This window comes from Litoribacter ruber (assembly GCF_018500185.1).
In the GTDB taxonomy this organism is placed as follows: Bacteria; Bacteroidota; Bacteroidia; order Cytophagales; family Cyclobacteriaceae; genus Litoribacter; species Litoribacter ruber.
In genome coordinates this window covers 70,542-96,646 of record NZ_JAHBGI010000004.1, presented here as the reverse complement: position 1 = coordinate 96,646, position 26,105 = coordinate 70,542, and the positions used below count along the sequence as shown (strand labels likewise).

At 43.4% G+C, this 26,105-nt stretch carries 28 protein-coding genes; 14 read left to right on the top strand and 14 right to left on the bottom strand.

Annotated elements, in window-relative coordinates; all coding sequences use genetic code 11:
- Positions 1-15: 15 nt before the first annotated feature.
- On the top strand, positions 16-600 hold the full coding sequence (locus KIH41_RS06990; RefSeq protein ID WP_213943406.1) for an outer membrane beta-barrel protein: 585 nt from the start codon (positions 16-18) through the stop codon (positions 598-600).
- A gap of 5 nt (positions 601-605) precedes the next feature.
- Positions 606-1,055 carry a DUF1569 domain-containing protein gene (locus KIH41_RS06985; protein ID WP_214161976.1) on the top strand — a complete coding sequence of 150 codons (450 nt, stop codon included), beginning with the start codon at positions 606-608 and terminating at the stop codon, positions 1,053-1,055.
- Here the strand turns inward: KIH41_RS06985 and KIH41_RS06980 are convergent, their stop codons facing one another.
- Positions 1,056-2,846: an ABC transporter ATP-binding protein gene (locus tag KIH41_RS06980; RefSeq protein WP_214161975.1), complete on the bottom strand. Its 1,791-nt coding sequence runs from the start codon at positions 2,844-2,846 to the stop codon at positions 1,056-1,058.
- A 143-nt stretch (positions 2,847-2,989) separates the two neighbouring features.
- Between KIH41_RS06980 and KIH41_RS06975 the strand changes: the two genes are divergently transcribed.
- The 7 genes from KIH41_RS06975 (at position 2,990) to coaE (ending at position 8,152) form a co-directional block, all read left to right on the top strand.
- The gene (locus KIH41_RS06975; protein ID WP_214161974.1) at positions 2,990-4,090 is read left to right on the top strand and encodes a Glu/Leu/Phe/Val family dehydrogenase; all 1,101 of its coding nucleotides are present in this window, start codon (positions 2,990-2,992) and stop codon (positions 4,088-4,090) included.
- Positions 4,091-4,220: 130 nt separating this feature from the next.
- Entirely contained in the window at positions 4,221-5,405 is a 1,185-nt protein-coding gene (nusB, locus tag KIH41_RS06970; RefSeq protein ID WP_213943402.1) for a transcription antitermination factor NusB, read from the top strand.
- A gap of 10 nt (positions 5,406-5,415) precedes the next feature.
- Positions 5,416-5,718: a YtxH domain-containing protein gene (locus KIH41_RS06965; RefSeq protein ID WP_213943401.1), complete on the top strand. Its 303-nt coding sequence runs from the start codon at positions 5,416-5,418 to the stop codon at positions 5,716-5,718.
- Between the two features lie 14 nt (positions 5,719-5,732).
- A complete protein-coding gene (locus KIH41_RS06960) occupies positions 5,733-6,275 on the top strand; it encodes a DUF1573 domain-containing protein (RefSeq protein WP_213943400.1) in 543 nt (180 codons plus the stop codon).
- Positions 6,276-6,277: 2 nt separating this feature from the next.
- On the top strand, positions 6,278-6,592 hold the full coding sequence (yajC, locus tag KIH41_RS06955; protein WP_213943399.1) for a preprotein translocase subunit YajC: 315 nt from the start codon (positions 6,278-6,280) through the stop codon (positions 6,590-6,592).
- A 113-nt stretch (positions 6,593-6,705) separates the two neighbouring features.
- Complete coding sequence (locus tag KIH41_RS06950; protein ID WP_246535239.1) at positions 6,706-7,569, top strand: YbbR-like domain-containing protein; 864 nt, start codon at positions 6,706-6,708, stop codon at positions 7,567-7,569.
- Positions 7,556-8,152 carry a dephospho-CoA kinase gene (coaE, locus tag KIH41_RS06945; RefSeq protein ID WP_213943397.1) on the top strand — a complete coding sequence of 199 codons (597 nt, stop codon included), beginning with the start codon at positions 7,556-7,558 and terminating at the stop codon, positions 8,150-8,152. Before KIH41_RS06950 ends, coaE begins: the two co-directional genes overlap by 14 nt.
- On the opposite strand, the gene KIH41_RS06940 is transcribed toward coaE, so the two are convergent.
- Together KIH41_RS06940 and KIH41_RS06935 are read right to left on the bottom strand one after the other, a co-directional pair.
- Positions 8,149-8,394, bottom strand: a complete 246-nt coding sequence (locus tag KIH41_RS06940) for a hypothetical protein (RefSeq protein ID WP_213943396.1) — start codon at positions 8,392-8,394, stop codon at positions 8,149-8,151. The genes coaE and KIH41_RS06940 overlap by 4 nt on opposite strands.
- On the bottom strand, positions 8,387-9,346 hold the full coding sequence (locus KIH41_RS06935) for a tetratricopeptide repeat protein (protein ID WP_214161973.1): 960 nt from the start codon (positions 9,344-9,346) through the stop codon (positions 8,387-8,389). The genes KIH41_RS06940 and KIH41_RS06935 overlap by 8 nt, the downstream gene beginning before the upstream one ends.
- Before the next feature lie 182 nt (positions 9,347-9,528).
- Between KIH41_RS06935 and KIH41_RS06930 the strand changes: the two genes are divergently transcribed.
- The 3 genes from KIH41_RS06930 (at position 9,529) to atpC (ending at position 11,989) form a co-directional block, all read left to right on the top strand.
- On the top strand, positions 9,529-10,014 hold the full coding sequence (locus KIH41_RS06930; protein WP_213943394.1) for a C40 family peptidase: 486 nt from the start codon (positions 9,529-9,531) through the stop codon (positions 10,012-10,014).
- Between the two features lie 178 nt (positions 10,015-10,192).
- Positions 10,193-11,698 carry a F0F1 ATP synthase subunit beta gene (atpD, locus tag KIH41_RS06925; protein ID WP_213943393.1) on the top strand — a complete coding sequence of 502 codons (1,506 nt, stop codon included), beginning with the start codon at positions 10,193-10,195 and terminating at the stop codon, positions 11,696-11,698.
- A 45-nt stretch (positions 11,699-11,743) separates the two neighbouring features.
- Complete coding sequence (atpC, locus tag KIH41_RS06920) at positions 11,744-11,989, top strand: ATP synthase F1 subunit epsilon (protein ID WP_213943392.1); 246 nt, start codon at positions 11,744-11,746, stop codon at positions 11,987-11,989.
- 184 nt (positions 11,990-12,173) lie between these two features.
- On the opposite strand, the gene KIH41_RS06915 is transcribed toward atpC, so the two are convergent.
- The 6 genes from KIH41_RS06915 to KIH41_RS06890 all read right to left on the bottom strand — a co-directional run bounded on the left by KIH41_RS06915 (position 12,174) and on the right by KIH41_RS06890 (position 18,234).
- Positions 12,174-12,917, bottom strand: a complete 744-nt coding sequence (locus KIH41_RS06915) for an MIP/aquaporin family protein (RefSeq protein ID WP_213943391.1) — start codon at positions 12,915-12,917, stop codon at positions 12,174-12,176.
- Between the two features lie 2 nt (positions 12,918-12,919).
- Positions 12,920-14,422, bottom strand: coding sequence for a glycerol kinase GlpK (glpK, locus tag KIH41_RS06910; RefSeq protein WP_214161972.1), 1,503 nt, complete (start codon positions 14,420-14,422; stop codon positions 12,920-12,922).
- A 5-nt stretch (positions 14,423-14,427) separates the two neighbouring features.
- Entirely contained in the window at positions 14,428-15,981 is a 1,554-nt protein-coding gene (locus tag KIH41_RS06905; RefSeq protein ID WP_214161971.1) for a glycerol-3-phosphate dehydrogenase/oxidase, read from the bottom strand.
- Between the two features lie 119 nt (positions 15,982-16,100).
- Positions 16,101-16,619, bottom strand: coding sequence for a SixA phosphatase family protein (locus KIH41_RS06900; RefSeq protein WP_213943388.1), 519 nt, complete (start codon positions 16,617-16,619; stop codon positions 16,101-16,103).
- Positions 16,619-17,473: a TraB/GumN family protein gene (locus KIH41_RS06895; RefSeq protein ID WP_213943387.1), complete on the bottom strand. Its 855-nt coding sequence runs from the start codon at positions 17,471-17,473 to the stop codon at positions 16,619-16,621. The genes KIH41_RS06900 and KIH41_RS06895 overlap by 1 nt, the downstream gene beginning before the upstream one ends.
- Positions 17,474-17,499: 26 nt before the next feature.
- The gene (locus tag KIH41_RS06890) at positions 17,500-18,234 is read right to left on the bottom strand and encodes an RluA family pseudouridine synthase (RefSeq protein WP_214161970.1); all 735 of its coding nucleotides are present in this window, start codon (positions 18,232-18,234) and stop codon (positions 17,500-17,502) included.
- Positions 18,235-18,420: 186 nt separating this feature from the next.
- Here KIH41_RS06890 and KIH41_RS06885 point away from each other — a divergent pair, with 186 nt between their 5' ends.
- On the top strand, positions 18,421-19,362 hold the full coding sequence (locus tag KIH41_RS06885) for a YihY/virulence factor BrkB family protein (RefSeq protein ID WP_213943385.1): 942 nt from the start codon (positions 18,421-18,423) through the stop codon (positions 19,360-19,362).
- 25 nt (positions 19,363-19,387) lie between these two features.
- Here the strand turns inward: KIH41_RS06885 and KIH41_RS06880 are convergent, their stop codons facing one another.
- Together KIH41_RS06880 and KIH41_RS06875 are read right to left on the bottom strand one after the other, a co-directional pair.
- Positions 19,388-20,968, bottom strand: a complete 1,581-nt coding sequence (locus KIH41_RS06880) for a peptide chain release factor 3 (RefSeq protein ID WP_214161969.1) — start codon at positions 20,966-20,968, stop codon at positions 19,388-19,390.
- Between the two features lie 65 nt (positions 20,969-21,033).
- On the bottom strand, positions 21,034-22,239 hold the full coding sequence (locus tag KIH41_RS06875) for a sensor histidine kinase (RefSeq protein ID WP_214161968.1): 1,206 nt from the start codon (positions 22,237-22,239) through the stop codon (positions 21,034-21,036).
- Positions 22,240-22,391: 152 nt separating this feature from the next.
- Between KIH41_RS06875 and KIH41_RS06870 the strand changes: the two genes are divergently transcribed.
- Positions 22,392-22,862: a Dps family protein gene (locus KIH41_RS06870; RefSeq protein ID WP_213943382.1), complete on the top strand. Its 471-nt coding sequence runs from the start codon at positions 22,392-22,394 to the stop codon at positions 22,860-22,862.
- A gap of 38 nt (positions 22,863-22,900) precedes the next feature.
- Here the strand turns inward: KIH41_RS06870 and KIH41_RS06865 are convergent, their stop codons facing one another.
- From KIH41_RS06865 to KIH41_RS06855, 3 genes are all read right to left on the bottom strand, one after another.
- On the bottom strand, positions 22,901-24,211 hold the full coding sequence (locus tag KIH41_RS06865) for an ABC transporter permease (RefSeq protein WP_214161967.1): 1,311 nt from the start codon (positions 24,209-24,211) through the stop codon (positions 22,901-22,903).
- Complete coding sequence (locus tag KIH41_RS06860) at positions 24,204-25,109, bottom strand: ABC transporter ATP-binding protein (protein WP_214161966.1); 906 nt, start codon at positions 25,107-25,109, stop codon at positions 24,204-24,206. Before KIH41_RS06860 ends, KIH41_RS06865 begins: the two co-directional genes overlap by 8 nt.
- Positions 25,110-25,217: 108 nt before the next feature.
- Positions 25,218-26,105, bottom strand: a complete 888-nt coding sequence (locus KIH41_RS06855; RefSeq protein WP_214161965.1) for a DUF4097 family beta strand repeat-containing protein — start codon at positions 26,103-26,105, stop codon at positions 25,218-25,220.

The following is a 26,105-nucleotide window of genomic DNA, read 5'->3' as shown; positions in this document are numbered from 1 at the left end:
TAAATGTTTTCAACAATGAGAGTAGCCTGGACCCTTTTCCTTTTAATTATTAGTACAAGTATTGTCAATGCCCAGGCGTTCAATCAGGAACAACGAATTTTTCACCCCTTCAAAGTGGATGTCGGGATAAACTTGACCTTCCCAACCGATCCAAACCTTACTATCGGAGGTGGAGCCTTTGCAGAAGCCCGCTATGGTATCGATGACCAATGGCATGTGGGGTTAAACTTGGGAAGCAACATACTCGGGGAGGGCCAATTTATCCTCAATAACCGAGACGCGACCATTACCGCACAAGCTATCGGCAACATCTCCCTGACGAGCGAATACCACTTCAACACCACCAATACCCGCCCCTTCGTGGGGATAGCAGGGGGCATGTACCGCAGGAGTGATTTTGAAATCACCGACCCGGACAATGGCAACACCATCACCAATCAGGGATCGATTGTCAATTTTGGCTTTGCCCCAAGAGCAGGGCTGATGGCGGGCAAATTCAGAATGATGGTCGCCTACAACTTTACTGGCAGGGAAATAACTAACTTTATTAGCTTGGGCTTAGGCATGCAAATTGGTGGAAACCCCTATATAACTAGATAAATTACATGGATAAACAATTATTCCAAAAGCTTAAACTCTTACAAGCTGACCAAAAGCCCTCATTTGGCATCATGACTCCACAGCATATGGTGGAGCATTTAATTTTAACACTTAAACTCTCCCAGGGAAAAATCCAGGTACCAACGATCAAACCTACCCCGGAGGCCTTGGCGATTAAACATAATATTATAGTGGAGAAAGAAAACATCCCTAGAGGCATTCAGGCCCCAGGGACAAACAGTACACTGTTGCCCTTAAGGTATAACAGCTTGGAAGAAGCAAAAGCTGAACTTTTAAAGGCTTGGCAACAATTTGAGCTTTATTATTTTCAACATACGGACGCCACAAATGTGCACCCTTTCTTTGGTGAGTTAAATTACTCTGAGTGGAAAAGCTTTCATTCCAAGCATTTCCAGCACCACTTCTCCCAATTTGACATAGATTTCAAGCACTAATTACTCCTCAACAGCCTCGTTGGATTGGGTTTGTTTTTCATAAAGGTCCGCATAGACACCTTTTCTAGCCAAAAGCTCCTCATGGGTACCTTTTTCAACGATCACCCCTTCATCCAATACAATTATTTTATCGGCTAATTTGGCTGAGGAAACCCGATGTGAAATGATAATGGAGGTCCTGTCCTCCATTATTTTTTTGAGGGCGTTCAGTATCGCATTTTCGGTTTTGGTATCCACAGCCGAAAGGCAATCATCAAGCAACAAAATCTTGGGCTCCTTGGCAATTGCCCGTGCAATAGAAACCCGCTGTTTTTGACCGCCAGAGAGTGTAATTCCACGCTCTCCAAGCCTAGTCCCAAATCCATTAGGGAAATCCACGATATTATCATAGACATCGGCATCTTTAGCTGCTTTATGGATTTTCTCGTCTGCCAACCCGTCAGTTCCGAAACCTATATTATTATAGATGGTATCGCTAAAGAGGAAAACATCCTGCGGCACAAACCCGATCTGTTTTCTCAGCGATTCAATTTTATAACTTTTGATATCTCTTCCATCAACAAATATTGCCCCCTCCGTAGGATCATACATTCTCATCAGGATGTTGGCTATCGTGGACTTTCCTGAACCGGTAGTCCCAATGATTGCCAATGACTCACCACTCTTTACCTCAAAACTTAAATTATGTAAAGCTCGAATTCCAGAGTCAGGATAGACGAAAGAAACATCTTGAACTGATATCTCTCCACGAATCTCCTCATCCAACTCTTCTGAACTGGTGATATCATTTTGCTCATCCAAAAACTCATTGATGCGGGTTTGCGAAGCGGCAGCCCTTTGGACAATACTGGTCACCCAACCCAAGGATGTTACGGGCCAAGTCAGCATATTCACATATAAAATAAACTCGGCAATCACCCCATACCCAATGGCCCCATTAATCACCTCAATCCCACCAACATAAACGGTGATGATGGTACTGATTCCAATTAGGGCCAAAATCAATGGATAAAAAAGCGCCTGTACCAAGGTAAGTCTGATGGACTTTTCCTTATAGTTCTCACTGGCTTTTTCAAAATCATTGGCACTATCCGCTTCCCGTACGAAAGCTTTGATCACCCTAATACCTGAAAAAGCCTCTTGCACAAAGGTACTGAGGTTGGAAAGGCTTCTCTGGATCTTCTCCGACCTTTCATTGATCAGGTTGTTTACAAAATAAATGCTGAGTGAAAGTACCGGTAAAGGCAAAAGTGAAAAAAGGGTCAATCTCACATTGACGGAAAGCATATACCCAATCACCAGGGGAAACAATACCAACAGGTTTATGCCATACATTATCGCAGGCCCCACATACATCCTCACTCGGCTTACATCCTCGGTGATTCTGGCCATAAGATCCCCCGTGCTGTTTCGCCTGTAGAAGCTCAGGGGGAGGCTTTGGTAATGCTGGAATATTTCATTCTTAAGGTCAAATTCTATATACCTGGACATGGCTATAATTGTCTGGCGTACAAGGAATAGGAATAGCCCCCGAAGAAGCGCCATCACCAAGATTAAAAATCCGAAAATGAAAATAAATTTTAGAAACCCGCTCCTTGCAACCGACTCAATTTCAGCCCCATCATAGAACTGATAAAAACTGAAGCTTTCCACCACATAATCAATAGCAACCCTAACCAATTGAGCGGGAATGATAACAAAAATATTGGATATAATGGTAAACACGATACCCAGGATAAGGTATCCTTTGTACTTAAATAGGTATTTATTTAATCTCCAGAGGGGCTTCACAAAATAAAAACTTTTTATTGACTTGATTTCTTCTAGAATACTCTTTTAATTGCGCTAGCAAAGCCGAACAAAAATATTTAATTTTGTGGAGCAAAGTCACGCATTAAACCCAAATATAACACAATCTAAACTTCAAAGTTCAAATGGTAGATACTAAAACTCAGGAAACAGTAAGGGAGGGAGCTATTTACGGGCAAATCACCGCTTTAGGTCACGAGCAGTTGGTGATCTGTTACGATGAGCCTACCGGCTTAAAAGCAATCATTGGTATTCACAACACGGTATTGGGCCCAGCTTTGGGCGGTACAAGGATGTGGAATTACACATCGGAAGAAGAAGCCATCACAGATGTATTAAGACTTTCAAGAGGCATGACCTTCAAGGCGGCCATCTCAGGTCTTAATCTTGGCGGCGGTAAAGCAGTCATCATTGGCGACCCTAAGTTGAAGTCTGAGGCCTTCTTGAGAAGGTTCGGTAGATTTGTGCAAAGCCTGGGCGGTAAGTACATTACTGCTGAAGATGTAAACATGGGTACTCAAGACATGGAATTCATCGCCATGGAGACCAAGCATGTAACCGGATTACCCGATGTGAAAGGTGGCGGAGGAGATCCTTCCCCAGTTACCGCTTACGGTACTTACCTAGGCATGAAGGCTGCAGCCAAAAAAGCTTACGGAACTGACTCTTTACAGGGCAAAAAAGTTGCTGTTCAGGGTATCGGACAGGTAGGCAAATATTTGGTTAACCACTTGATCAAAGAAGGAGCTGAAGTATTTATCACGGATATTTTTGAGGACAAACTTCAGAAGATCGCCAAAGAAACCGGCGCAACCGTAGTTGATCCTAAATTCATCTATGACATAGACATGGACATCTATGCGCCTTGTGCCTTGGGAGCCACTGTAAACGACGAAACTATTGACAGACTGAAATGCCAAGTAATTGCAGGTGCTGCCAACAACCAATTGAAGGATGAGGAGAAGCATGGCAAGTTGCTTTTGGACAAAGGCATCATCTACGCCCCTGATTTCCTAATCAACGCCGGTGGTCTTATCAATGTGTATGCTGAATACCTGGGCGGATACAACAGAGACTTGGCATATCAGCAGGCGGACAAGATTTATGACACATGTGTTTCTATCTTGGACAAATCAGAAAAAGAAAACATCCCTGCACAGCAGGCGGCTATCGAAACGGCTTGGAACAGAATCCAGGCTATGGGCAAAGTTAAATTATCACACTAATATATATCAGGCGGGAACAATTTCGTTTCCGATTTGATTAAGCTTTGGAGGAGGAAATCTGAATGGATTTCCTCCTTTATTTACTATTCTTTTACAAACACATTATATTTACGTTCTTTAATTCAGGGCAATGCTAAACAGGAGAATTTTACGGGTAAAGGCCTTTCAAAACCTCTACTCTTACGAACAGTGTAGGACTTCAAACTTGAATCTGGCAAAGGATTTTATCCAAAATGCTTTCCAGCCGGATCTCAACAGCATGGAAGTACAGGACAGGGCCCAGCTCAAGAAGGATGCTGCCATTACCATAGAACTTTTTCTGAAAAACCTGAACAGCCATAAGCTAATATCGGCCACGGAACACAACGCCAAAATCAAATCCACCGCCATCCAAGCGATCAACCAATTTCATAAAGCCAATTCCAAAGATTTGGAGTTTATGGAGAAAAACATGATTGCCTCTGCGGAAAATATCCCCCAACTTTACCTTTACGCCATTGAGATGCTTATTGCATTTGGCGACCATGTTCGGAATGAATATGCCCGAAAGAGAAAGCTTTCTGGGGAAGCCATATCCGCTCATGCCGGTGAATTGAACCTTGCCAGCAACAAAATCCTCAAATTCTTAAAATCTGCCCCTCAATATCAAAACGAATTGACCAGGCAAGACGTAAACATTGAGGATCTGGAGCAGGAGATCAAGGAATGGTTCCGAGAATACGTAAAACCCTCCCCGGAGTATCAGGCCTACATGGGCATACTGGAGCCTACCACCAAGGAAGACACCGAAATCTTGAGCCATATCCTTAAAAAGATCATATTTAAGAATGAGGCAATCCTGAACTTTTTCTCAGAAAAGGATCTTAATTGGTCAGAGAACAAGGCGGTAGTAAAAAGTTTGGCGGCTAAAGTGCTTAAAAACCTGGAAGAAGCGCCTGAAACGGAAAATTACGAATTGCCAGAACTGGCCATAAATTGGGAAGAGGACAAGGAATTTTTCCAAAATATATTTAATTTGACTATCGAAAATGACGAGGACAACCGCGAGTTGATCTCCGAGAAAACGAAGAACTGGGACATTGAGCGGGTGGCTGCTACGGACAAGATTATCCTGTCTATGGCCCTGACGGAAATGATGAATTTTCCGAGTATTCCTGTAAAAGTGACCATTAATGAGTATATTGACATTTCCAAAACATACAGTACCCCAAAAAGCAAGCAGTTTGTGAACGGACTTTTGGATGTACTGTCCAAGGAACTAACAGATGCTGGCAGAATCCGCAAAAGCGGTAGGGGCCTTTTAGACAACAAATAAACATTTAACCATGAGCAAAAACAGCAGTTCTCTTTTAGCTTTCGTTTTGGGTACCGGAGTAGGTGCCGCATTGGGTGTTTTGTTTGCACCAGATTCAGGTGGCAACACCCGTGACAAGCTTACTTATCAGTTGAGCCACTACAAGGACGAGTTGGAAGAACTTGTGAAAGATTTGATGGATGGCAAAAACATGCCGCACAACGAAGCAAAAACCGAAGGAAATAAAGTGATTTCAGAAGCTAAAACAAAAGCCGAGAATTTACTTAACGATGTCAATAAATTAATCGAACAGATTAATAAAGGCGAACATTAATAAATAATCAATCTATGAAGTACTTAAGTCTTCCTGCATTATTGATCGCAGGATCCGTTTTGACTTTTGGCTGCGACACAGGAGGCAGTGAAAAGGATGAGAGAATCCAAGCATTAGAGCAGCGTATTGCCCAAATGGAGCAAGGCCAAACTAATGTCCCTGGCAATGTACAATCTGTACAGGCAGCAGACCCATCTACCTTGGGTTCCTTCCAGTTTTCTGAAATCGAGCACGATTTCGGGACTATTGAAGAAGGCAAGGTGATCGAACACAACTTTACCTTTACCAATACAGGTGAGGCGCCCTTGGTAATTTCCAACATTCAGGCATCTTGTGGCTGTACTAGCCCTGACTGGACCAAAACTCCAATCAAGCCAGGAGAAGAAGGGTTTGTCAAAGTGGTATTCGACTCTAAAGCCAAATCAGGTGTGCAGAGCCCAACCGTATCCATCACTGCCAACACTCAGCCAGCAGTAACCAGACTTAGACTTAAAGGAAACGTAAACAGCAAAAATTCAGCTTCAGCTGCACCGGCAATGGGTCCGGTTAGAAAATAATCATGATAAATTCCATTTTATTGCAGGCCGGGGGTGGTGGTTTCGGTGTTGAAAACATCATCTTCTTGGCGCTTATTGGTTTGATTTTCTACTTCTTCATGATCAGGCCTCAGCAGAAAAAGGCAAAAGACGCCAAAACTTTCATGGAGTCTATCAAAAAAGGTGATGAAGTGGTGACCATCGGTGGCATCCATGGAAGAGTTCATGCTGTAGAAGCAGACACTTTCACCTTGGAAGTGGATCGAGGGATGAAACTAAAAGTTGAGAAGTCAGCTATTTCCCATGACTTTACCAAAAAAACTGACGTTAAAAAGTAAGAAGATTGGACTTTAAGAAGTATTTCAAAAAGTTAAAAGAACAAAAAACTTCTAACCTAAAAGTGGTGGCCCTATGTGTATTGACGGCCACCACTTTTTGGGTTTTAAACGCTATGAATAAGGATAGTTACTACACCATTGTAGACTATCCCATAGAGTTCTTTTACGACCGCCAAGAGTATATGGCAGTCGACGAACTGCCTTCCAATGTCAGAGTGGAAATCCATGGCAATGGCTGGGATCTTTTGCGTAAATATTTCCGCGTCAATGTCCCCCCTTTCATCATCGAACTCAAAGACCCTTCAAGGCAGGATGTAATTCTCACTAGAAACATTCAGCGAGAGCTCTCTGACAAGCTTCTTCCAAGCCAGTTGACCTCTATCCTTACCGATTCATTAAAACTCAATATTGACAACCTAGTCACAAGAAAAATCAAAGTACAAGTGGACACCACCCCTTCTACTTTGGGCAAAAATATCCGGCTGGCTTCCTCCATTAAGGTAGACCCGGAATACGTGACTGTAAAAGGTCCTACTTCTGTGCTTCAGAGGCTGGGAGGCAGTTTTTCCGTAAGGCTGGAAGATGAAAAAATCAATAAAAACTACTCCAAGCTTTTGCCGATAAAGGCCCCTAAAGAACTTTCTGACTTCCTGACTCTACAGGAGGACAATGTATTGGTGGAATTTGAGGTGGTGGAGTTTTTAGAGGGAAACAAAAGGTTAAGACTGAAAAAAGTCAACTTCCCCGATCGTGTGGATATTGATCCGGATATTTCTTCTGTAATCATGACCTATCTGGTGGACGAAAGGCATGTAAATGACTTGAAAGAAGCCGAACTTGAAGGCATCCTCAACTATGTTAACCGCAATCGCCAGGACAGCACCGTAAATGTACAGTTGAACAGAAGACCACCCTATTTGGAAAATATCACCTTTGAGCCCAATAGCCTTCAATTAAAATATAGTGAGCGTGAATAGACCACTTCTAGTGGGATTAACCGGAGGAATAGGCTCCGGAAAATCCATTGTAGCCAAATTTTTTAACGTGCTAGGCATCCCGGTGTATTATGCCGATGACAGGGCCAAGTGGCTAATGAGCAATGATCCTGAGCTAAAAAACAACATCATCACCACTTTTGGAGCTGATAGTTTTACAGCTGATGGCCAATTGAACAGAACCTACCTGGCAGAAAAAGTATTTGGAGACCCAGAAGCAACCAAGAAAATCAACTCACTAGTACATCCAGCGGTGAAAACCGATTTTGAAAACTGGGCAAAACATCAAAACACACCTTATGTAATCAAAGAGGCGGCCTTGCTTTTTGAAACTGGTTCTTACAAAGAACTGGATAAAATAATCAATGTGAGCTCCCCGCTCAAACTCAGGGTAAGCAGAATCCTCCTGCGGGACCAAAGATCAGAAGCACAAATTAACGAAATCATCAACCGCCAACTTCCCGATGAGGAAAAAAACAAATTAGCTGATTTTGTGATCAAAAATTCAGAAAACAAGATGGTCATTCCACAGGTGCTTGAAATCCATCAAAAACTTTTAGGCTAAATTGAATCCAGTTGGATCTGATCCAAGTAGAACTTCATACGTGTATGGGAGCGGTTTAAATATTCGATCCTTTCTATTCGGTCGAGTTTGTGATTATAGAAAACCTCGATATAATCGTCGCCGAGCAGGTATAGATTGACCTTATACCCATAATAGCGGATGGAAACTACAAATAGTCCATCCGCATACAAGGTCTGTATCTTTTTCTGCAACGGCAACGCCTTAAAGTCTTCTCTACTCATTTTTCAATTTTGCTAATTCCATTTCCGAGGCTATATACCCAAAAGCTGACCAGTAGTTGGTTTTCATTACTCTCATAAAGGTCTCTGTGGCCTCCTGGATCTTTCCCTGTCTTAAATAGTGGTTTCCTAATCCATAACCTTGAGTGACGTATTGAAGTTTCCCTTGGTCAGAATTAAGATCCCCATTTATCAGATCATCCTCATCCACTTCCCCCTTGTACGTCATTAGGCGCTTGTGGTAAGCATCGTTTTCAATGATCTCCATATCAGCGTGCACTTTGTCCAAAAGCTCCCTAGCTTCAGCCTCTCTATCCATTTTAATCAGGGTCATATAATACCAATCCAAAGTAGCGACTACCAAATCATCATTATCGCTAACCTCAAGACACTTTTCGTAGGCTTTCAACGCATTTTCATAATCATTTAATAAATAATGCGCCAGGCCTAAATGGTACCACACATTGAACTGCACCGTAGAGAGAGGTTGATTCAGTTTGTTTGGGATTCCATCTTCCTCTATCTGGATTTCCTTTCCTTCCATCAGTTGAGCGGCTTTTGAAAAGTCCGAGACAGCTTTTTCAAACTCCCTGATGGATATATAACGATGGCCACGGTGCCTCAATGCCTCATAGCTATCGGGATATTTTTCAATGGCCTGGGTAAAGGTCTTGATAGCCAAATCATGCCTACCCAAATAGGCCTCTCTACGGCCAACCCATATGAGATTATACAACGATTCTTCTTCCTGATATTGTCTTTGGGCATCCGAAAGGTCATTCAGCTGCTTTTCCATTGCTGCCGAATCCACGCTGGTAAACAGGGAATCACCCAAAAGGCTCATGCCTTGAAAAACTTTGTGATCCTCCTGCAAATTGCTTTGATACGATGAACCTTCAGACTGAAAGGCCACCAAAAGGCCAAATGAAAGGCTAACAAACACGTTTATGAACATAAATAGGTCGTTTTAAGGGTTTTTATAAAAAGTCATTAGGCAATTTCCAGACCTAATTTAAACATAATCATTAGCCCAACCTAAGTTTACATATCTCAACATATTATTTAAAGTAGCTTGAATCTTGCTACTAGTTTTTTTACTTGTTATAATTGAAAAAATAACCTGATTTGAGTAAGAGTATGAGAACCATTATTTCAAGCACGTCTAAATTTCAGCTGCTATTTTTAGTTTTTATTGTTTTATTGTCAAGTTCATGCTCCTCCAGCCGCAAGGTCCGCAAGAAAAACATCGACCAGGTGGTGAGCACGGCCAAGTCCTTTCACGGCACACCTTACAGGTTTGGCGGCACCACTAGAGCGGGCATGGATTGCTCGGCCCTGCTGCTTCACTCCTTTTCCAGCGTTGGGGTGACCTTGCCTAGAACTTCCGAGGCCCAGAGTAAAATCGGCAGAAGAGTAACCGTACAAAGCCTGAAGAAAGGTGATGTTGTATTTTTTGCCACGGGGAGAAAAAGACGCCAAGTTACCCATGCCGGCATCGTGACTTCCAATAATCGGGGCAATATCCAGTTCATTCACGCCTCCACCTCCTTAGGAGTGACCGAAGATGCCATCAATTCGGATTATTGGTCCAAGAAATTTGTGGTAGGTAGGCGTGTTTTTTAGCAGTAAAAGCTAAAATAAATGCAATTTATGCAAGCCAAAAGGCCCAAACAGGCCAGTAAAGATAAAAATTCAAATCGATGTGTATTTAAATTCAAAACATCCTTTGGTATTAAGGTTTATTAATTAATTTTGCACTCGAATAAAAAAGCATATTTCCCTTTCACATTAAGATATACAAATGGCGAATATTGGTAAGATAACCCAGGTAATCGGTCCCGTAGTGGACGTTTCCTTCGAAGGAGGGAAATTACCTAACATCCTGGATGCATTGGAAATCACCAAGGAGAACGGACAAAAAGTAGTATTGGAAGTTCAGCAGCACCTTGGTGAAGACAGAGTTAGGACTATTGCAATGGACTCTTCCGAAGGTATGGTAAGAGGCATGGTGGTGACTGATTTGGGCGCCCCGATTTCTGTCCCTACCGGAGAAGGAATCAAAGGAAGACTTTTCAACGTGATCGGTGAAGCCATCGATGGTCTTCCACAGCCAGAGTCCTCTAAAAGACTTCCAATCCACAGAAGTGCCCCTAAATTTGAAGACCTTTCCACTTCTTCTGAAGTGTTGTTTACAGGTATCAAAGTTATCGACTTGATCGAGCCATATGCAAAAGGTGGTAAGATCGGTCTTTTTGGTGGTGCAGGTGTAGGTAAAACTGTATTGATCCAGGAGTTGATCAACAACATCGCCAAAGCTTATTCAGGTCTTTCTGTATTTGCAGGTGTAGGTGAAAGAACCCGTGAGGGTAATGACCTTTTGAGAGAGATGATCGAGTCAGGTATCGTAACTTACGGTGACGACTTCGTGCATTCATTGGAAAATGAAGGCGGATGGGATCTTTCAAAAGTAGATCTTAAGAAACTTGAAGATTCCAAAGCAACCTTCGTCTTTGGTCAGATGAACGAGCCTCCAGGGGCACGTGCTCGTGTGGCCTTGACAGGTTTGACTTTGGCTGAATATTATAGAGATGGTGAAGGTGACGGTGCAGGTAAGGATATCCTTTTCTTTATCGACAACATCTTCCGATTCACTCAGGCAGGTTCTGAGGTATCCGCCCTTCTTGGTCGTATGCCATCAGCGGTAGGTTACCAGCCGACGCTAGCCACTGAGATGGGTGCCATGCAGGAGAGAATTACCTCTACCAAAAACGGCTCCATTACTTCTGTACAGGCGGTTTACGTACCTGCTGATGATTTGACTGACCCTGCTCCAGCTACTACTTTCGCCCACTTGGATGCTACTACCGTACTTTCAAGAAAAATTGCAGAACTTGGTATCTATCCAGCTGTGGATCCATTGGATTCTACTTCAAGAATCCTTTCTCCAGAAGTATTGGGTAGCGAGCACTACGACTGTGCACAGAGGGTAAAAGAGATCCTTCAGCGTTATAAAGAGCTTCAGGATATCATTGCCATCCTAGGTATGGAAGAACTTTCTGAAGAAGATAAGCTTGTGGTACACAGAGCTAGAAGGGTACAAAGATTCCTTTCCCAGCCATTCCACGTTGCCGAGCAGTTTACAGGCTTGAAAGGTGTGCTTGTAGATATCAAAGACACCATCAAAGGCTTTAACATGATCATGGACGGTGAACTTGACCACCTTCCTGAGGCAGCCTTCAACTTGGTAGGTAGCATCGAAGACGCTATCGCTAAGGGTGAGAAAATGCTTGCTGAAGTAAATAACTAATTTTAATGCAAAGGCTTCGGCCTTTGCATTTCTAATTATACCAATATGCGTTTAGAAATCATTACACCGGATAAGAAAGTATTTCAGGGTGAAGTCACAGAAGCAAGCTTCCCAGGAGCTAATGGCGCGTTTCAGGTTTTGAAAAACCACGCCCCTCTCGTTTCTGCCCTTTCCAAAGGCATAGTGGCTTTCACTACCGCGGAAGGGAGGCAGACCTTAGAAGTTGACGGTGGAGTTGTGGAAGTAAAAGAAAACAACATTATCCTTTTGGCCGAAAAAGTAATCGGATAATAATTCTTAAATAGATATTAAAAGCGGAAAGGCAACTTTCCGCTTTTTTTTTATTCCTCACTCTCCTAAGTCACATGCTAAAAAAAATTACTCCGCGAAGAAGCTCTGTGCAACTCCTTTTTAACTCTGCGAAACTCCGTGTCCCGTTTCTTTCCGTTAAGGAGCCTCGATTTTCCGTCTTTCCCTACTCTGTAAGCCCCACCAACAATAAATAAAGCCCCGCTGCCAATGCCGCCCCAGTCAAAGGCCCAAATATTGGCACCCAGCTGTATGCCCAGTCACTCTTCCCTTTACCTTTTATTGGCAGTATTTCATGTACAATCCTGGGTCCCAAGTCACGGGCTGGATTAATGGCATAACCCGTAGTCCCGCCTAATCCCAATCCGATAACCCAAACCAAAAATGCTACGGGAAGAGCCCCAATGGAACCCAGCCCAATTGGCGTATCGCTACCATCACCAATCATTGGGTGAGTGATATGTAGAATCACAATAATCAAAACAAACGTACCTGTAACCTCCGACAAAAAATTGGAAGAGTAATTTCGGATGGCAGGCACTGTCCCAAATGGCGCAAATTTAAGGCCTGCATCCTCCGTTCGGTCAAAATGATCCTTGTATACCAGCCAAGCTACAAATGATCCCACAGCCGCTCCAAACAGCTGGCTGAGCATATATCCGGGAACCAAGCTCCAATCAAAATCTCCAGTAATGGCAAGAGCTAGTGAAACCGCTGGATTAAGGTGCGCACCACTATATGGCCCGGCCACTACCACCCCTATGAATACGCCCAGTGCCCAAGCCGTGGTGATCACCATCCAGCCACTCTGATAGCCCTTGGTATCCTTCAAAACCACGTTGGCAACAACCCCCGACCCCACGGTAATCAGAAGGGCAGTACCTATAAATTCAGCAAAGTAAATGTTCATACCTAATCCTCGATCCAGTGGGAAGCTCTTTTTACGGCCTTTTGCCAGTATTTCAGCAGGGCATCGGCTTTTTCTTTATCCATTTTGGGTTCAAATTTGGAATCACTTTTCCAAAGACTTTCCAATTCATCAGTATTTTTCCAAAACCCTACTGCCAATCCAGCCAAATAAGCTGCCCCCAAAGCTGTTGTCTCCAAGATAGCCGGCCGCAAAATAGCACATCTGACCAAGTCAGCCTGGAACTGCATCAAAAGATCATTGGCAGTGGCTCCCCCATCCACCCGCATTTCCTGCGTTTCCTCCCCCCTGTCCTTTTCCATGGACGCCAAAACATCCTTGACCTGATAAGCAATAGACTCGAGCGCTGCACGGGCAAAGTGGGCCTTGCCCGTCCCCCTGGTGATTCCAAAGAATGCTCCCCTTGCATTGGCATCCCAATGTGGGGCTCCCAAACCGGTAAGGGCCGGAACAAAATACACACCTTCGTTATCCTCTAATTGGGCCGCAAGATCTTCGCTTTCTTCTGCATTCTTAAACAGCTCCAGCTGATCTCTTAGCCATTGGATAGCGGCTCCGCCAATGAATACACTGCCTTCCAAGGCATAGGTGGTTTTCCCAGCTATCTCCCATGCCACGGTAGTCAATAATTTATTGGATGAAAACACAGGTTGCTCCCCCGTATTCATTACCAAAAAACACCCTGTTCCATAGGTGGTTTTCGCCATACCATCCTTGAGGCACAACTGTCCAAAGAGTGCAGCCTGCTGATCACCAGCTATTCCTGCTATTGGAATCTTGGCCGAAAAAACATCCCCAGCCGTCGTGCAATAAACTTCACTGGAACTCTTCACCTCCGGCATCATGGACATTGGAATCCCAAACAGATCCAACAGTTCCTCATCCCATTTCTTCTCCACAATGTTGAAAAGCATGGTTCGGCTCGCGTTGCTGATGTCTGTCAGGTGATGCTTCCCACTGGTCAGATTGTAAACAAGCCAGCTGTCTATAGTCCCAAAACACAATTCCCCAGCATCAGCCTTTTCCCTTGCTCCGTCCACATTTTCCAGGATCCAGCGAACCTTCGTAGCCGAAAAGTAGGAATCGATGATCAACCCAGTCTTTTTATTTATCAGCTCACCTTTTCCCTCTTTCAAAAGTTGATTACAATAATCGGCCGTTCGTCTGTCCTGCCATACGATGGCTTTATGTAGAGGCCGACCGCTCGATCTATCCCATACCACGGTGGTTTCCCGCTGATTGGTGATACCTATACCCGCTATTTGCGAAGGAGTGATTCCCGTCTGGGTCAAAACTTCCATTGCCACGGTAGCTTGGCTGGTCCAAATTTCCTTGGCATCATGCTCTACCCAGCCGGGCTTGGGAAAATATTGCTTAAATTCCCGTTGCGCCACCGCTACAATTTCCCCGGCTTTGTCAAAAAGAATCGCTCTGGAGCTGGTAGTCCCTTGGTCCAAAGCAAGAATGTAGGTTTCTTTACCTTCCATAAGTCTCAGTTCAAGATATATTTCTTCGCAAGCTTTTGAAAGCTTTTCACTTCCTTTTCAATCCAATCTTCATTTTTGCCCAGTTCCTTGGCCATGACTTCGGCCACCTTTGGAGCCATCTCCACGGCCGATTTTGCGTCCATAACTAAAATCCGGATCCTTCGAGACAGAAAATCCTCCACATGGTGGGCCATCTCCATCCTCACCGCCCACACCACCTGGGCCAGGCAAAAAGGATAATCCGGATGCAACTTTTCCTTTAATCCAGCATCCTCTTCAATCAATTTCCAGACTTCGGGCTCATCACTGCCATAAAATGAAAAAGGGGAATTAGGAATAGGATTAACGTACCCCTTAAGTTTAATACCTGCCGATTTGGAGGGGCTTTTTAGATTTAGAAGCTTATGTATCTTATTGACAGTATCCTCACCCATTTTCCTGAAAGTAGTCCATTTCCCACCCACTAAAGTGACCAGGCCACTTTCGGAAACTGAGATTTTATGACTTCTGGATATTTCTTTGGTTTTGGCATCGCCATTTTGAGGTGCCGCCAAGGGACGAAGACCAGCAAATACCGATAAAACATCCTGCAAAGTTGCCTTTTGGGTTAAATATTTATTGGCGTTTTTGAGTACAAATTGGATTTCCCTTTTCAGAGCCACCGGCTCAGATTTGACCCGCTTTCTCAACGTATCCGTTGTTCCCAACATAATCTTACCGTTCCAAGGTACGATAAAAAGCACCCGACCATCTGTGGTTTGAGGTATCATCAGGGCACTTTCCCCTTCAAAAAATTTCTTGTCCAAAACCAAATGAATTCCCTGGCTTGGCCTGATGGATTTTTTCATTTCCGGTGAATCCAGTCTCAAAATTTTATCGGCAAATACCCCAGTTGCATTCACAACCACCTTTCCCTTGATTTTGAAATGCTCTCCGGAAAGCTCATCCATACATCCTACGCCCGAAACTTTTCCCTGGGAGTTCTTTAGCAGTTTATCCACTTTGACATAATTGGCCAGGCAGCCTCCCAATTCATCACAGGTCCTCACAAGCGCGATTGCCAACCTGGCATCGTCAAATTGCCCGTCAAAATACTCAATCCCTGCTAGCAGGTCCCTCTTTTTAAGTTGGGGAAGCTTTTTACCAACTTCCTCCTTGGTCAAAAGAGTGGATGAGCCTATATTTTTGCCACCCGCCAAAAGGTCATAAATTTTCAATCCCAGCCAATATTTGAGCTGATGCCAAATGGAGTAAATCGGAATGATGAAGGATTGTGATTTTACTAGGTGTGGGGCCTGTTTGATCAAATAACCACGCTCTAAAAGTGCCTCTCTCACAAGACCCAAATTACCTTGGGCCAGGTATCGGACCCCGCCATGAATTAGCTTGGTACTTCTACTTGAGGTGCCTTTGGCAAAATCAGACTTTTCAACCAAAGCCACCTTCATCCCTCTGCTCAAGGCATCCAAAGCCACACCAAGTCCAGAGGCTCCTCCACCAATGATTATCAAGTCCCACTTTTCTGAAATTAAACGCTGAATATTATTTACTCTATGCATAAAAAATTTGGTGATCCAATTCTAATTTGAACAAAAAAGCTGGTTTTTCCAACAGCAAAAAAAGCCGAGACCCATAGGCCTCGGCTTTTTTCTTTTTAAATACTATCTACAATAGACTATTAACCTTCAAAGTCACTGAATTTCTTGGAATCCAGCCTGGTGGCACCCTCATCTGAAATATAAACCACAAAAATATTTTCATAATCCGACTCATCCAATTCTTCCATCATCTCCTTTCCTACAAGTAAATTCACCAAATGATGAATGGTATTTGAATGACCGATCACCACGACATTATCGGTTTCTTCCTGCAGTTTGGCCACCAGTTCCCCGTGCTTTTTGGTATCGTAAAGCTGTATACCCAAACCCTTATCATCGGCAAAAGGCATAATGGTGCTTCGGGTTCTTTTGGTATCGGAACTGTAAACCTTTCTAATATCTTTATCCTGAAGAAGAGCTTTTACTCTTTCGGCCCGTTGCTCGCCCTCCGGGGAAAGCGCAGGATCATCTTTGTCTGCAAGCTTTTCTCCATGACGGATGATATAAATGGCCCTTTCATTATCCTGCGCTTGACCAAAGGCTGGAAGCCAGGCAAATAATCCAAATACTACTAAAAGCGTTAAAACCTTTCTCAACATTATTCCTCAATTACGGTAACGGTGTAACCTTCATTTCTCAACAAATTAATCAATCCTAGCTCTCCGCCCAAATGCCCTGCCCCTACGGCGAAAAACATCTGACCTTCCTGCATAAAGCCTTTCATAGGCTCAATCCAGTTTCTGTTCCTGTTGTGAAGCATTACATCTTGGTAGTTTTTATATTCAGGGCTTTCACCCACTATTTCTACCATCCTGTCTACATCCTTGGTTTTATAAGTATCAATAAGCTTTCTGAACTCCCTTCTTCCTTTTTCAAAATCAGAAACATAATCATATAGGTTCTTATACTGTTCTTCCAATGGGATGTGTTCAAAAACTGATAGCTGATCCTGTATGGTCTCTAGCCCCTCCACTGTTCTCTCATTCTCCTTGGCTATCTGCATCAGCTCGATTTCATAAGCCTTGGTCTCACACTCCAACATCTTGGGGTAAAGCATGGAAAGCACCATAAATGGCCTCATGGATTTCATCATGGAAATGTCCACCGCCGCATTTTCCAGCAAAAAGTCCCTCGTTGCTTCAAATTCCTCTTCATCTAAGAAATCGGTGATCTTCTCCCCTTCAGGATTGTTGATGTTGGCAAAAACAATCTGCATCATGGCAGGATCATCCAAATCGATTTCCAGCACCAGGCTTTTCGACTCGGCTACTTTTTGGGCAACCTGTTCACTTAGCTCAAAATCCTCTTCACAGATGATGTGAATAGTACCAAACAGGTAGCTGGACTTTTCCAGCCCGTTGCCACTGATTTCATAGAGCAGGCCTATATCCTGCGCAATGCTGCTGAAAGAAATCGCAAAAGCGGCAAGAATACTAAGTAAAGTTTTTCTCATTGTCGAAAAGTTATAGGGCGAATAATTTATCCACTGTAGGTATTGTCCAAGTGTTGATCCTTGGCTTTAACGTCTTCAAACTCCAGAAATTGCTCCCAAAATGGCTCGGCAGGCAGACCAGCCCTAAGGAAAAGCTTTTCTTTTTTGATTGGATGTACAAAAACCAAGTGAAAAGCATGCAGGTTAATGCTTGCATCTGCGTTCGGTTTTGCAAAACCATATTTGATGTCTCCCCGGATGGGACAGCCCATCGAGGCCAATTGCACCCGGATCTGATGGGGCCTGCCCGTTATGGGCCTAACCTCAAGCAGCCAGTGATCATTCAACTTACCCAGCCGCTTGTAGTTCAATTCGGCTTTCTGGCTACCAGGCACTTCACGCTCATGAGCTGTTACCGTGTTTCGTTGCTCATCTTTGACCAGGTAGTGTGTCAATTTGCCCGATTCCTCTTTAGGCTTACGTTTTACAATAGCCCAATAGACTTTGTGTATATCACGCTTCCTGAAAAGCTCCATCATTCTTTCCAGCCCCTTGCTCGTGCGGGCAAACACCACCAAACCGCTCACTGGCCTGTCCAATCGGTGAACAGGATGGAGAAACACCTCTCCTGGCTTTTCATATTTGTATTTGATATATTCTTTGCAGTAATCAGTTAACGTTTTATCGCCGGTGCGGTCACCTTGCACCAAAATCCCCGCTGACTTGTTTACCACCAACAGATGGTTATCCTCATATACTACCGTAAAAGGCTGTTTTCTCATTTTATCCACATTTATTCTACGCAAAGGTAGCCAAAAAAGTAAATCAAATAGGGTGACTAGGTATCGGGTTATTCAAAGTTAGTCAAATCACCCATAAAAGCTAAGTTTTTATTAAAATTTTTATATAAATAACAATTCATAATCCTTTAAGTTTTATGTAAACCAAATTCAAATAAACTACTTTGTATGCCCAACAAAACCAAAGCTGTAGCAATAGATACCTGGCAGATTTTAAAAAAAGCGGTCAAGTATTTACAGGATGATGAGCCCATAGTCTATTGTGCGGCAATTGCATTTTTTACGATTTTTTCCCTTCCCGCCATTTTGATTGTAATCCTATTGGTAGGCATTTTATTCTTTGATGAAGATACTATCAAAAACGAGATCCTCAATCAGGCAGATGAGTTCATAGGCCGGGAAGCTGCAGACCAGGTGGAGGAGGTTTTGATGAACGTAATGGAAACTCCTAGCGGATTTTGGTACATCCTGATAGGGGTGTTGGTCGTGATCAAAAGTGCCACTATGATCTTTTTCATCATTCAAAAAGCCCTAAACTCAATTTGGAGAGTCACCCTCAAAAAAAATGTTAATTACCTACGCTTCATGAAATATAGATCTGTCACTTTACTGATTGTAATCGGGCTGGGCTTGGTGTTAGTCTTGAGTCTGATGATGGATACCGTAATATCTGTTCTGGGATCGGAACTGAACAATATTATCCCCGGGGACTCTCATCATACCATTACTGCTATAAACCTGCTTTTCAATTTCTTGGTTATTCTGCTATTTTTCACGACGATTCATAAAGCCTTGCCTGATGCAGAAATACCCTGGCAGGATGCCTTTGCAGGGGGAATAATTACCTCAATCCTATTCATGATAGGCAAGCAGGTGATAAACTTAATCTTGGCTGAAATAGAGGTGGCCGATTACTATGCTGCAGCGGGTTCCTTGGTGATTATACTGCTTTGGATTTTCTATAGCAGCATCATTTTATTTTTGGGAGGAGAAATCACTAAGGCCTACACCAACCACCGTGGTGTGGAAGTAAACCCAAAGCCTATTGCGGTAAAATATGAGAAAAACGTCCGCTATGGGGATGACGAAGAAGCCGAAGATGAGAATTAAAATTCATCTTCGGCTTCCGGCTATTCTAAAATTCTGAGGTAAAGTGGAATTCGATATCAGGATAATTGTCCTGCACCATTTGTAACCAAGATTTCGACTCGGCCATAAATACCAGTTTGCCTTCCTTGTCTCTGGCAATGTGGCGGTTCTTTGACCTTACAAATTCATCAAGGGCTTTTTTATCCTTACTGCTGATCCAGCAGGCCTTGTAAAGGTTCATGGGTGAAAACTCCACCGTGGCATTGTATTCATTTTTCAACCTGAATTGGATTACCTCAAACTGCAGCTGTCCTACGGTACCTACCACCTTCCTGGAACCCATCTCAAAAGTAAACAATTGTGCAACCCCCTCTTCCATCAACTGCTTGAGTCCTTTTTCCAATTGCTTGGTTTTCATGGCATCCTTGTTGATCACTTCCCGAAAAATCTCCGGAGAAAAGCTCGGGATACCTTTAAAGGTCATGTTTTCTCCGTCAGTCAGCGTATCACCAATTTTGAGGTTACCCGTATCGTAAAGCCCCACGATATCCCCTGGGAAGGCCTCATCCACAATTTCCTTATCCTGGGCCATAAAGGAGGTCACATTGGAAAACCTCAAGGGTTTGGTACCTCTTACGTGGTTATACGGTTTATTTCTCTCAAACCTGCCTGAGCAAATCCTCAAGAAAGCAATACGGTTCCTATGGTTGGGATCCATGTTGGCGTGGATCTTAAATACAAAACCAGAGAAATTTTTCTCCTCGGGTACTACCTCCCTGTCTTCGGTATTTCTGCTTTTGGGTCCTGGGGCAATCTGGATAAAAGTGTCCAGCATCTCATTTACCCCAAAATTATTGACAGCAGACCCGAAAAATACCGGCGCTACTTTTCCTTCAAGGTATTCTTGTGGGTCAAAATCCGGATATACCCCTTCAATAAGCTCTACATCCTCACGAAGCTGTTCAGCATAATTGGGACCGATTTTATCCACCAATTTGCTGTCTTCCAAATCTTCAATCGTCAAGCGGTCGTCACTCAATTGACGTTGACTTGGTGTATAGAGGTTTAATTTTTTGTCATATAGATTGTATACCCCCTTAAAGCTTTTCCCCATCCCAATAGGCCAGGAAAGCGGGCGCACTTTGATATTCAGCTTTTCCTCCACCTCATCCAACAAATCGTACGGATCCCTACCCTCTCTATCCAGCTTGTTGATAAAACATATTACCGAAGTATTTCGCATCCTACATACCTCCATGAGCTTTTCAGTCTGGATCTCCACCCCCTTCACACAGTCGATCACCATGATTACCGAATCGACGGCCGTCAAGGTTCTGTACGTATCTTCAGCAAAATCCTGGTGACCTGGAGTATCGAGCAGGTTGATCTTGATATCTTTATATTCAAAACCCATCACGGAGGTGGCCACAGAGATTCCCCTTTGCTTTTCAATTTCCATCCAGTCAGATTTGGTCGCCGTGTCAATTTTGTTAGACTTCACCGCACCGGCTGTCTTGATGGCTCCTCCAAATAGTAAAAGCTTCTCGGTAAGAGTGGTTTTACCGGCATCGGGGTGGGCAATAATGGCGAAAGTTCTTCTTTTTTGGATCTCTGTTGTCAGACTCATTTGTGGTAGGATTCTATTAATCAGGGGGCAAAGGTAAGGTTATTATCCTAAATTCGGAAACAAACTTAATGGCCCTTATCAGCTTGTGCCGCATGCAAAACAATTCTGAAAGTGGTTCCCTTCCCCACTTCGGAATTTTTAACAAAAATCTTCCCTTTATGGTAACCTTCCATAATCCGCTTAGCCAAAGTCAATCCCAATCCCCAACCTCTTTGGCGGGTGGTAAATCCAGGATTGAAGACCTTTTTATACATGCTTTTTTCCATTCCCTTGCCGGAATCCGTGATGTCCACGATGATGTATTTATCAGCATCTTTTATCAATTGAATGGTAATCCCTCCCCTGCCTTTCATAGCATCCACCGCATTTTTGCAGATATTTTCAACCACCCATTCAAATAGCGGTTTATTCACCATGGCTATCATGTCATGATCGGGAGACTGTAGGTTGATATCCACTTTGCTGGAAAGTCTAGGCCGGAGATAGTTGACGGTGTCTTCTATTGCGTGAAAAACATTTTCAGGCTGGATAACTGGCGTGCTGCCGATATTGCTGAATCTTTCGGTCACCATCCGCAGTTTTATCACATCCTTGTCCATTTCCTGGATCACCTCTTTATTCTCCTCCCACACCGGAGAGTTTTTCAGGTATTCGATCCAAGCCATCAAAGATGCCAACGGGGTGCCCAACTGGTGGGCCGTTTCCTTTGTCAAACCAGCCCATACTCGGTTTTGCTCAGCTATTTTTGATTGATTGAATACGGTATAGGCCAAAAGCCCAAAAACCAATATCACGGAAAGTTGGACATAGGGATAAAATTGCAGCCTTCTGAGCAATTCAGAATTGCGGTAATAGATAAAAACATCCTCTGTGGCCATAATTGGCTCATATTCCGCCTTCATCCTGAGTAATTCGACCCGAAGCTGCTCCTGGATTTCATTTTCATTGCTTTTAGGCCGGAGTTTGATATTCTTGTGCTCATAGGGATTCCCCAAGGCATCGGCGATAATTACGGGTATACTAGTATTTTCTACTATGATCTCTTGGTATATCCACGTGAGGTTGTCATCCCCGCTGGCAGCATATTCTATTGCACTTGCGTAGAGGTCTACTTGCCGTTTTTCCCTGTCCTTAAGTTCCACGACTAGCAGATCGGTATAATATATCGAACCTATACTTATGATAATGGATACTATAAAAATGACCCATTTGACTTTGCCACGGTTGTGATAAAGATCGATGGATTTAAGATCCTGAAACCTATTCTTCATAAAGGGGAATTACACTTCATATGTAAGAAACTGGTTTAATAACTCTACTTTTTGATAGTTATTATCTATTTGAGTTAGAAATAAACAGTTTGACCTATTTTTGGTGATTTTGTAACTTGTGGTAAATTAAGAAAAACCAAAACAAACACCATATGAAAACCAACGATATTGGACTACAGGTAAAAGAAAGTCAGGTTTTGACCGAGAAACTTAACACGCTGTTGGCAAATTATGAGATATATTATCAAAACCTCCGCAATTTCCACTGGAATGTGAGTGGCCCAAATTTCTTTGAACTCCACAACAAGTTTGAGGAGCTATACAATTCTGCCATTGGAGCTATTGATGAGACTGCTGAAAGGATTCTGACTCTTGGGGAAAGACCTTTATCCTCATTTTCTGAGTACATCCAACATGCGGAAATTAAGGAAGCTATGGAAGTTTCTGACCCCAAGAAAATGGTGGAAATCGTCAGAGACAATCTTAACACGCTACTTAAAATAGAAAGACAAGTCCTAACAGCCGCAGGAGAAAATGGTGACGAAGGTACTGTGGCTCTTATGAGCGAATACATCACATCCAAAGAGAAAGTAGTTTGGATGCTTTCAGCTTACCTTAAATAAGCAACATAAAGGCAGCCTATAAAATTGGCTGCCTTTTTTTATGCTGTTTTCACCCATCTCCAGAGGGTTCGGTAGTTTACCTTGGTGCCATGAACCAAAATCCCAATTCTGTAAATCTTGCCAGCCAGCCAAGTGGTAAACAAAAACCCGATGATCAGAAAACCCATGGATAATGCCAAATCGAAAAAAGGCACTCCATAACTCGCCCTCCCCATCATTGCAATAGGAGAAGTAAAAGGAATAATGGAGAGCCAGAAAGAAATATTACTATTAGGATCATCCAACACAAAGATGAACAACCCGAAATATGCCACTAGCAAGGGAATCGTCACCGGAAACATAAACTGTTGGGCGTCCGAAGGTGTATCCACCGCGGCCCCGATGGCCGCAAAGAAAGCCCCATATAACAAGTAGCCTCCTATGAAATAAAATATGAAAGTCAGAACCAACTTTACAAAATTGATATCCTGAATCACCTGCATGTATTGCCCCATATCGCCAGTGGAACCTTCAATCATTTTCCCAGCTTCGGGATTGGCAAGTTCAAGTGCCTGCTGCTGCGGCATCTGCATGCCGAAATAACCCATGACTAAGGAGGAAATGGCAGAAATCAAGATGATCCAAATCAGGAATTGGGTTAGCCCCACAGCGCCTATGCCTATGATTTTGCCCGTCATCAGCTGGAAGGGCCTAAGTGAGCTAACCAAAATCTCGATGATCCGGCTGGATTTCTCCTCAATCACCCCCTGCATGATCTGGTTGCCGTAAATAAATATGAACATGTAGATTAAAATCCCGGTAATGAAACCCAACCCATAATTGACCATGGCATTGGTCATCTTTTCTTCACCGGCATTGTCGAGAGTTATCGCCCGGATATTCACATTGGTGCGGAGTCCAGCAATCACCTCGGGGTCGATCCCGGAATTGTAGAGCCTTATTTCTTCAATCTTGCGTTTTAGAGTAGTTTCCAGATTCCCAATAAGGGTCATGCTGGGATTTTTCTCCGAATAGTATACTATTCCCAAAGGCTTCTCCAAATCAATTGGAGGAATATAAAGGGCTCCATAGCGTTCACCACTTTTCACCATTTCCTTGGCTTCCTCCCTATCCCTGTCGGAAAAGGAAAAGGCATATTGCCCGGAACTCTCTAGTCTGAACTGGTTTGACTCATCTATTACTTCAATAATCCTCAAGGATTCTGACTCCCTCTCCGACATGGCAATCCAAAGGAATAGACCCAAAATGGTAGGAAAAACCAATGGAGTAAGTAAAGTAGCCAGCAAAAAAGATTTCTTTTTTACCCTCGCCAGGTACTCCCTTTTGATCACCAAAAATATCTTATTCATGATCTGTGTCTTTTACACGTTGGATAAAAATTTCACCTATGCTGGGAATGACCTCCTCAAAACCTAGGATATCACCAAACTGTATGGCCTCCTCCAACACCTGGTTGGTACTATGCCCATTCAGCTGGATCAAAAACTTTTCGTAGCCGAAGTTCCCCTCAACTCTTTGCCAGTTAGACGGATGGTCGGCGAGATGGCCCCGCAATTTAAGATGATATTGGTTAGTTTTGGATTGCTGACGGATATCGGCTATACTACCATCGAGAACCTTTCGACTTTTGTTGATCATGGCGATGTGGTCGCAGAGCAGCTCCACGGATTCCATCCGGTGAGTGGATAAAATCACCGACACGCCTTTGTCTTTCAGTTCCAAAATCTCATTTTTGATCAGCTCGGCATTCACCGGGTCAAAACCAGAGAATGGCTCATCTAAGATCAACAAATTGGGTTGATGGATCACCGTGGCAATAAACTGGATCTTTTGTGCCATCCCTTTGGACAGGTCCTCAATCCTTTTTTCCCGCCATTCCCAAATTTCCATCTTGTCCATCCAGGACCTGACTTTCTTTTTGGCGTCAGCATAACTCAGCCCTTTTAGCTGTGCAAAATATAGGAGCTGCTCACCTACTTTCATCTTTTTATACAGTCCTCTTTCTTCAGGAAGGTAGCCGATCAACTTGATATGAGAAGGTTTTAGCTTTTCGCCATTGACCAAGATGGTGCCCGAGTCGGCATCGATGATTTGGTTGATGATCCTGATTAAGGTGGTTTTACCGGCTCCATTGGGACCAAGCAAGCCAAAAACTTGGCCTTTTGGGACATCCAGCGAGACATCATTCAGTGCTGCTTTGTCACCGTAATACTTAGATAAGGATTGGACCTCTAGGATATTAGACATATTCAGATTTATTCATTCGCCATTAAATCGGCCCTATCTAGTTCAACCATATTCAAAAGTGTTGGTTTGGTTGGGCTATTCATTTTGACCCCTAAAAAAAAATAAATATTATTTTAAAGCAACAGAACCCACAGACACATCGATTTCAATGAGCAGCAGGTTTTTGGCATTCTCCGAAAACCCCTTGCTTACATAGGTTTTGCTGCCTACCTCCCTCAAATAGGAAGGAATGGATGTACGGCACATGGCCGTGCTTTTTACTTTTATCTTATAGGGAAGTGATTGATCGGGAAGTTCAATATTTACACTTCCAGCACCTACTGAGGCCTTCAAATGGCTCGCCTGGGGCATTTCGCCGTTGAAGGACAAATTCACTTTGCCATAATTCACATCAAAAATCATATGGCGGGCATTGGAGAAGTTCAGGTTTTGGACATCCACATTGCCCATATTGATTATCACGGCCATGGTGTCCATACTAATGGGGTTCGGGGCACGACGCCCATATTTAAGAGAAACATCAGCGGTAGCGGTTTTCACTTTACAATTGGCCACGTTGATGTTGGAAAGGTCGAGAATGGCCTTGCCTATCCCAAAATAAAGATCAAGATCATACATGAAATTGGAATTGAGCCCCACTAGCCATTCGTGGTCAAAATCATCGTTGGTGTTAGAAAAAAGTCGCGAAGAAAGGCTTTTACCCAGATTTTCGGATTCTACGTTGGAGTGGTCAAGGGAAGCAAACAGGATGTTCTCCTCTATGGAATGGGTAAAAGTGGGTAGTATGTTTACCTTGGCAAGATTGGCCTGGATGCTGAGAGGGTGACCGGAATGATCACGCTGGATCCTGGATATGCCTTTATAGGAGGCAAAATCCAATTTGACTAAGTTGAAACCACTCCTCTCCTCTACTATGAAATCTTTTGAAATCTGGGCACTTGATTCTCCACTGAAAGCCCAAATCGACCAAACTAACAAACATACTTTTCTCAACAT

Coding starts and splice junctions, on each gene's coding strand:
- KIH41_RS06965 (WP_213943401.1), top strand. CDS start 5,416: ATGAGCAAAAACAGCAGTTCTCTTTTAGCTTTCGTTTTGGGTACCGGA.
- atpD (WP_213943393.1), top strand. CDS start 10,193: ATGGCGAATATTGGTAAGATAACCCAGGTAATCGGTCCCGTAGTGGAC.
- KIH41_RS06935 (WP_214161973.1), bottom strand. CDS start 9,346: ATGTTCATAAACGTGTTTGTTAGCCTTTCATTTGGCCTTTTGGTGGCC.
- KIH41_RS06875 (WP_214161968.1), bottom strand. CDS start 22,239: ATGAAGAATAGGTTTCAGGATCTTAAATCCATCGATCTTTATCACAAC.
- yajC (WP_213943399.1), top strand. CDS start 6,278: ATGATAAATTCCATTTTATTGCAGGCCGGGGGTGGTGGTTTCGGTGTT.
- KIH41_RS06960 (WP_213943400.1), top strand. CDS start 5,733: ATGAAGTACTTAAGTCTTCCTGCATTATTGATCGCAGGATCCGTTTTG.
- KIH41_RS06855 (WP_214161965.1), bottom strand. CDS start 26,105: ATGTTGAGAAAAGTATGTTTGTTAGTTTGGTCGATTTGGGCTTTCAGT.
- atpC (WP_213943392.1), top strand. CDS start 11,744: ATGCGTTTAGAAATCATTACACCGGATAAGAAAGTATTTCAGGGTGAA.
- KIH41_RS06900 (WP_213943388.1), bottom strand. CDS start 16,619: ATGTTGAGAAAGGTTTTAACGCTTTTAGTAGTATTTGGATTATTTGCC.
- KIH41_RS06870 (WP_213943382.1), top strand. CDS start 22,392: ATGAAAACCAACGATATTGGACTACAGGTAAAAGAAAGTCAGGTTTTG.
- KIH41_RS06915 (WP_213943391.1), bottom strand. CDS start 12,917: ATGAACATTTACTTTGCTGAATTTATAGGTACTGCCCTTCTGATTACC.
- KIH41_RS06905 (WP_214161971.1), bottom strand. CDS start 15,981: ATGCATAGAGTAAATAATATTCAGCGTTTAATTTCAGAAAAGTGGGAC.
- KIH41_RS06880 (WP_214161969.1), bottom strand. CDS start 20,968: ATGAGTCTGACAACAGAGATCCAAAAAAGAAGAACTTTCGCCATTATT.
- KIH41_RS06885 (WP_213943385.1), top strand. CDS start 18,421: ATGCCCAACAAAACCAAAGCTGTAGCAATAGATACCTGGCAGATTTTA.
- KIH41_RS06860 (WP_214161966.1), bottom strand. CDS start 25,109: ATGTCTAATATCCTAGAGGTCCAATCCTTATCTAAGTATTACGGTGAC.
- KIH41_RS06895 (WP_213943387.1), bottom strand. CDS start 17,473: ATGAGAAAAACTTTACTTAGTATTCTTGCCGCTTTTGCGATTTCTTTC.
- KIH41_RS06990 (WP_213943406.1), top strand. CDS start 16: ATGAGAGTAGCCTGGACCCTTTTCCTTTTAATTATTAGTACAAGTATT.
- KIH41_RS06940 (WP_213943396.1), bottom strand. CDS start 8,394: ATGAGTAGAGAAGACTTTAAGGCGTTGCCGTTGCAGAAAAAGATACAG.
- KIH41_RS06985 (WP_214161976.1), top strand. CDS start 606: ATGGATAAACAATTATTCCAAAAGCTTAAACTCTTACAAGCTGACCAA.
- KIH41_RS06930 (WP_213943394.1), top strand. CDS start 9,529: ATGAGAACCATTATTTCAAGCACGTCTAAATTTCAGCTGCTATTTTTA.
- KIH41_RS06975 (WP_214161974.1), top strand. CDS start 2,990: ATGGTAGATACTAAAACTCAGGAAACAGTAAGGGAGGGAGCTATTTAC.
- nusB (WP_213943402.1), top strand. CDS start 4,221: ATGCTAAACAGGAGAATTTTACGGGTAAAGGCCTTTCAAAACCTCTAC.
- glpK (WP_214161972.1), bottom strand. CDS start 14,422: ATGGAAGGTAAAGAAACCTACATTCTTGCTTTGGACCAAGGGACTACC.
- KIH41_RS06890 (WP_214161970.1), bottom strand. CDS start 18,234: ATGAGAAAACAGCCTTTTACGGTAGTATATGAGGATAACCATCTGTTG.
- KIH41_RS06950 (WP_246535239.1), top strand. CDS start 6,706: ATGAATAAGGATAGTTACTACACCATTGTAGACTATCCCATAGAGTTC.
- KIH41_RS06865 (WP_214161967.1), bottom strand. CDS start 24,211: ATGAATAAGATATTTTTGGTGATCAAAAGGGAGTACCTGGCGAGGGTA.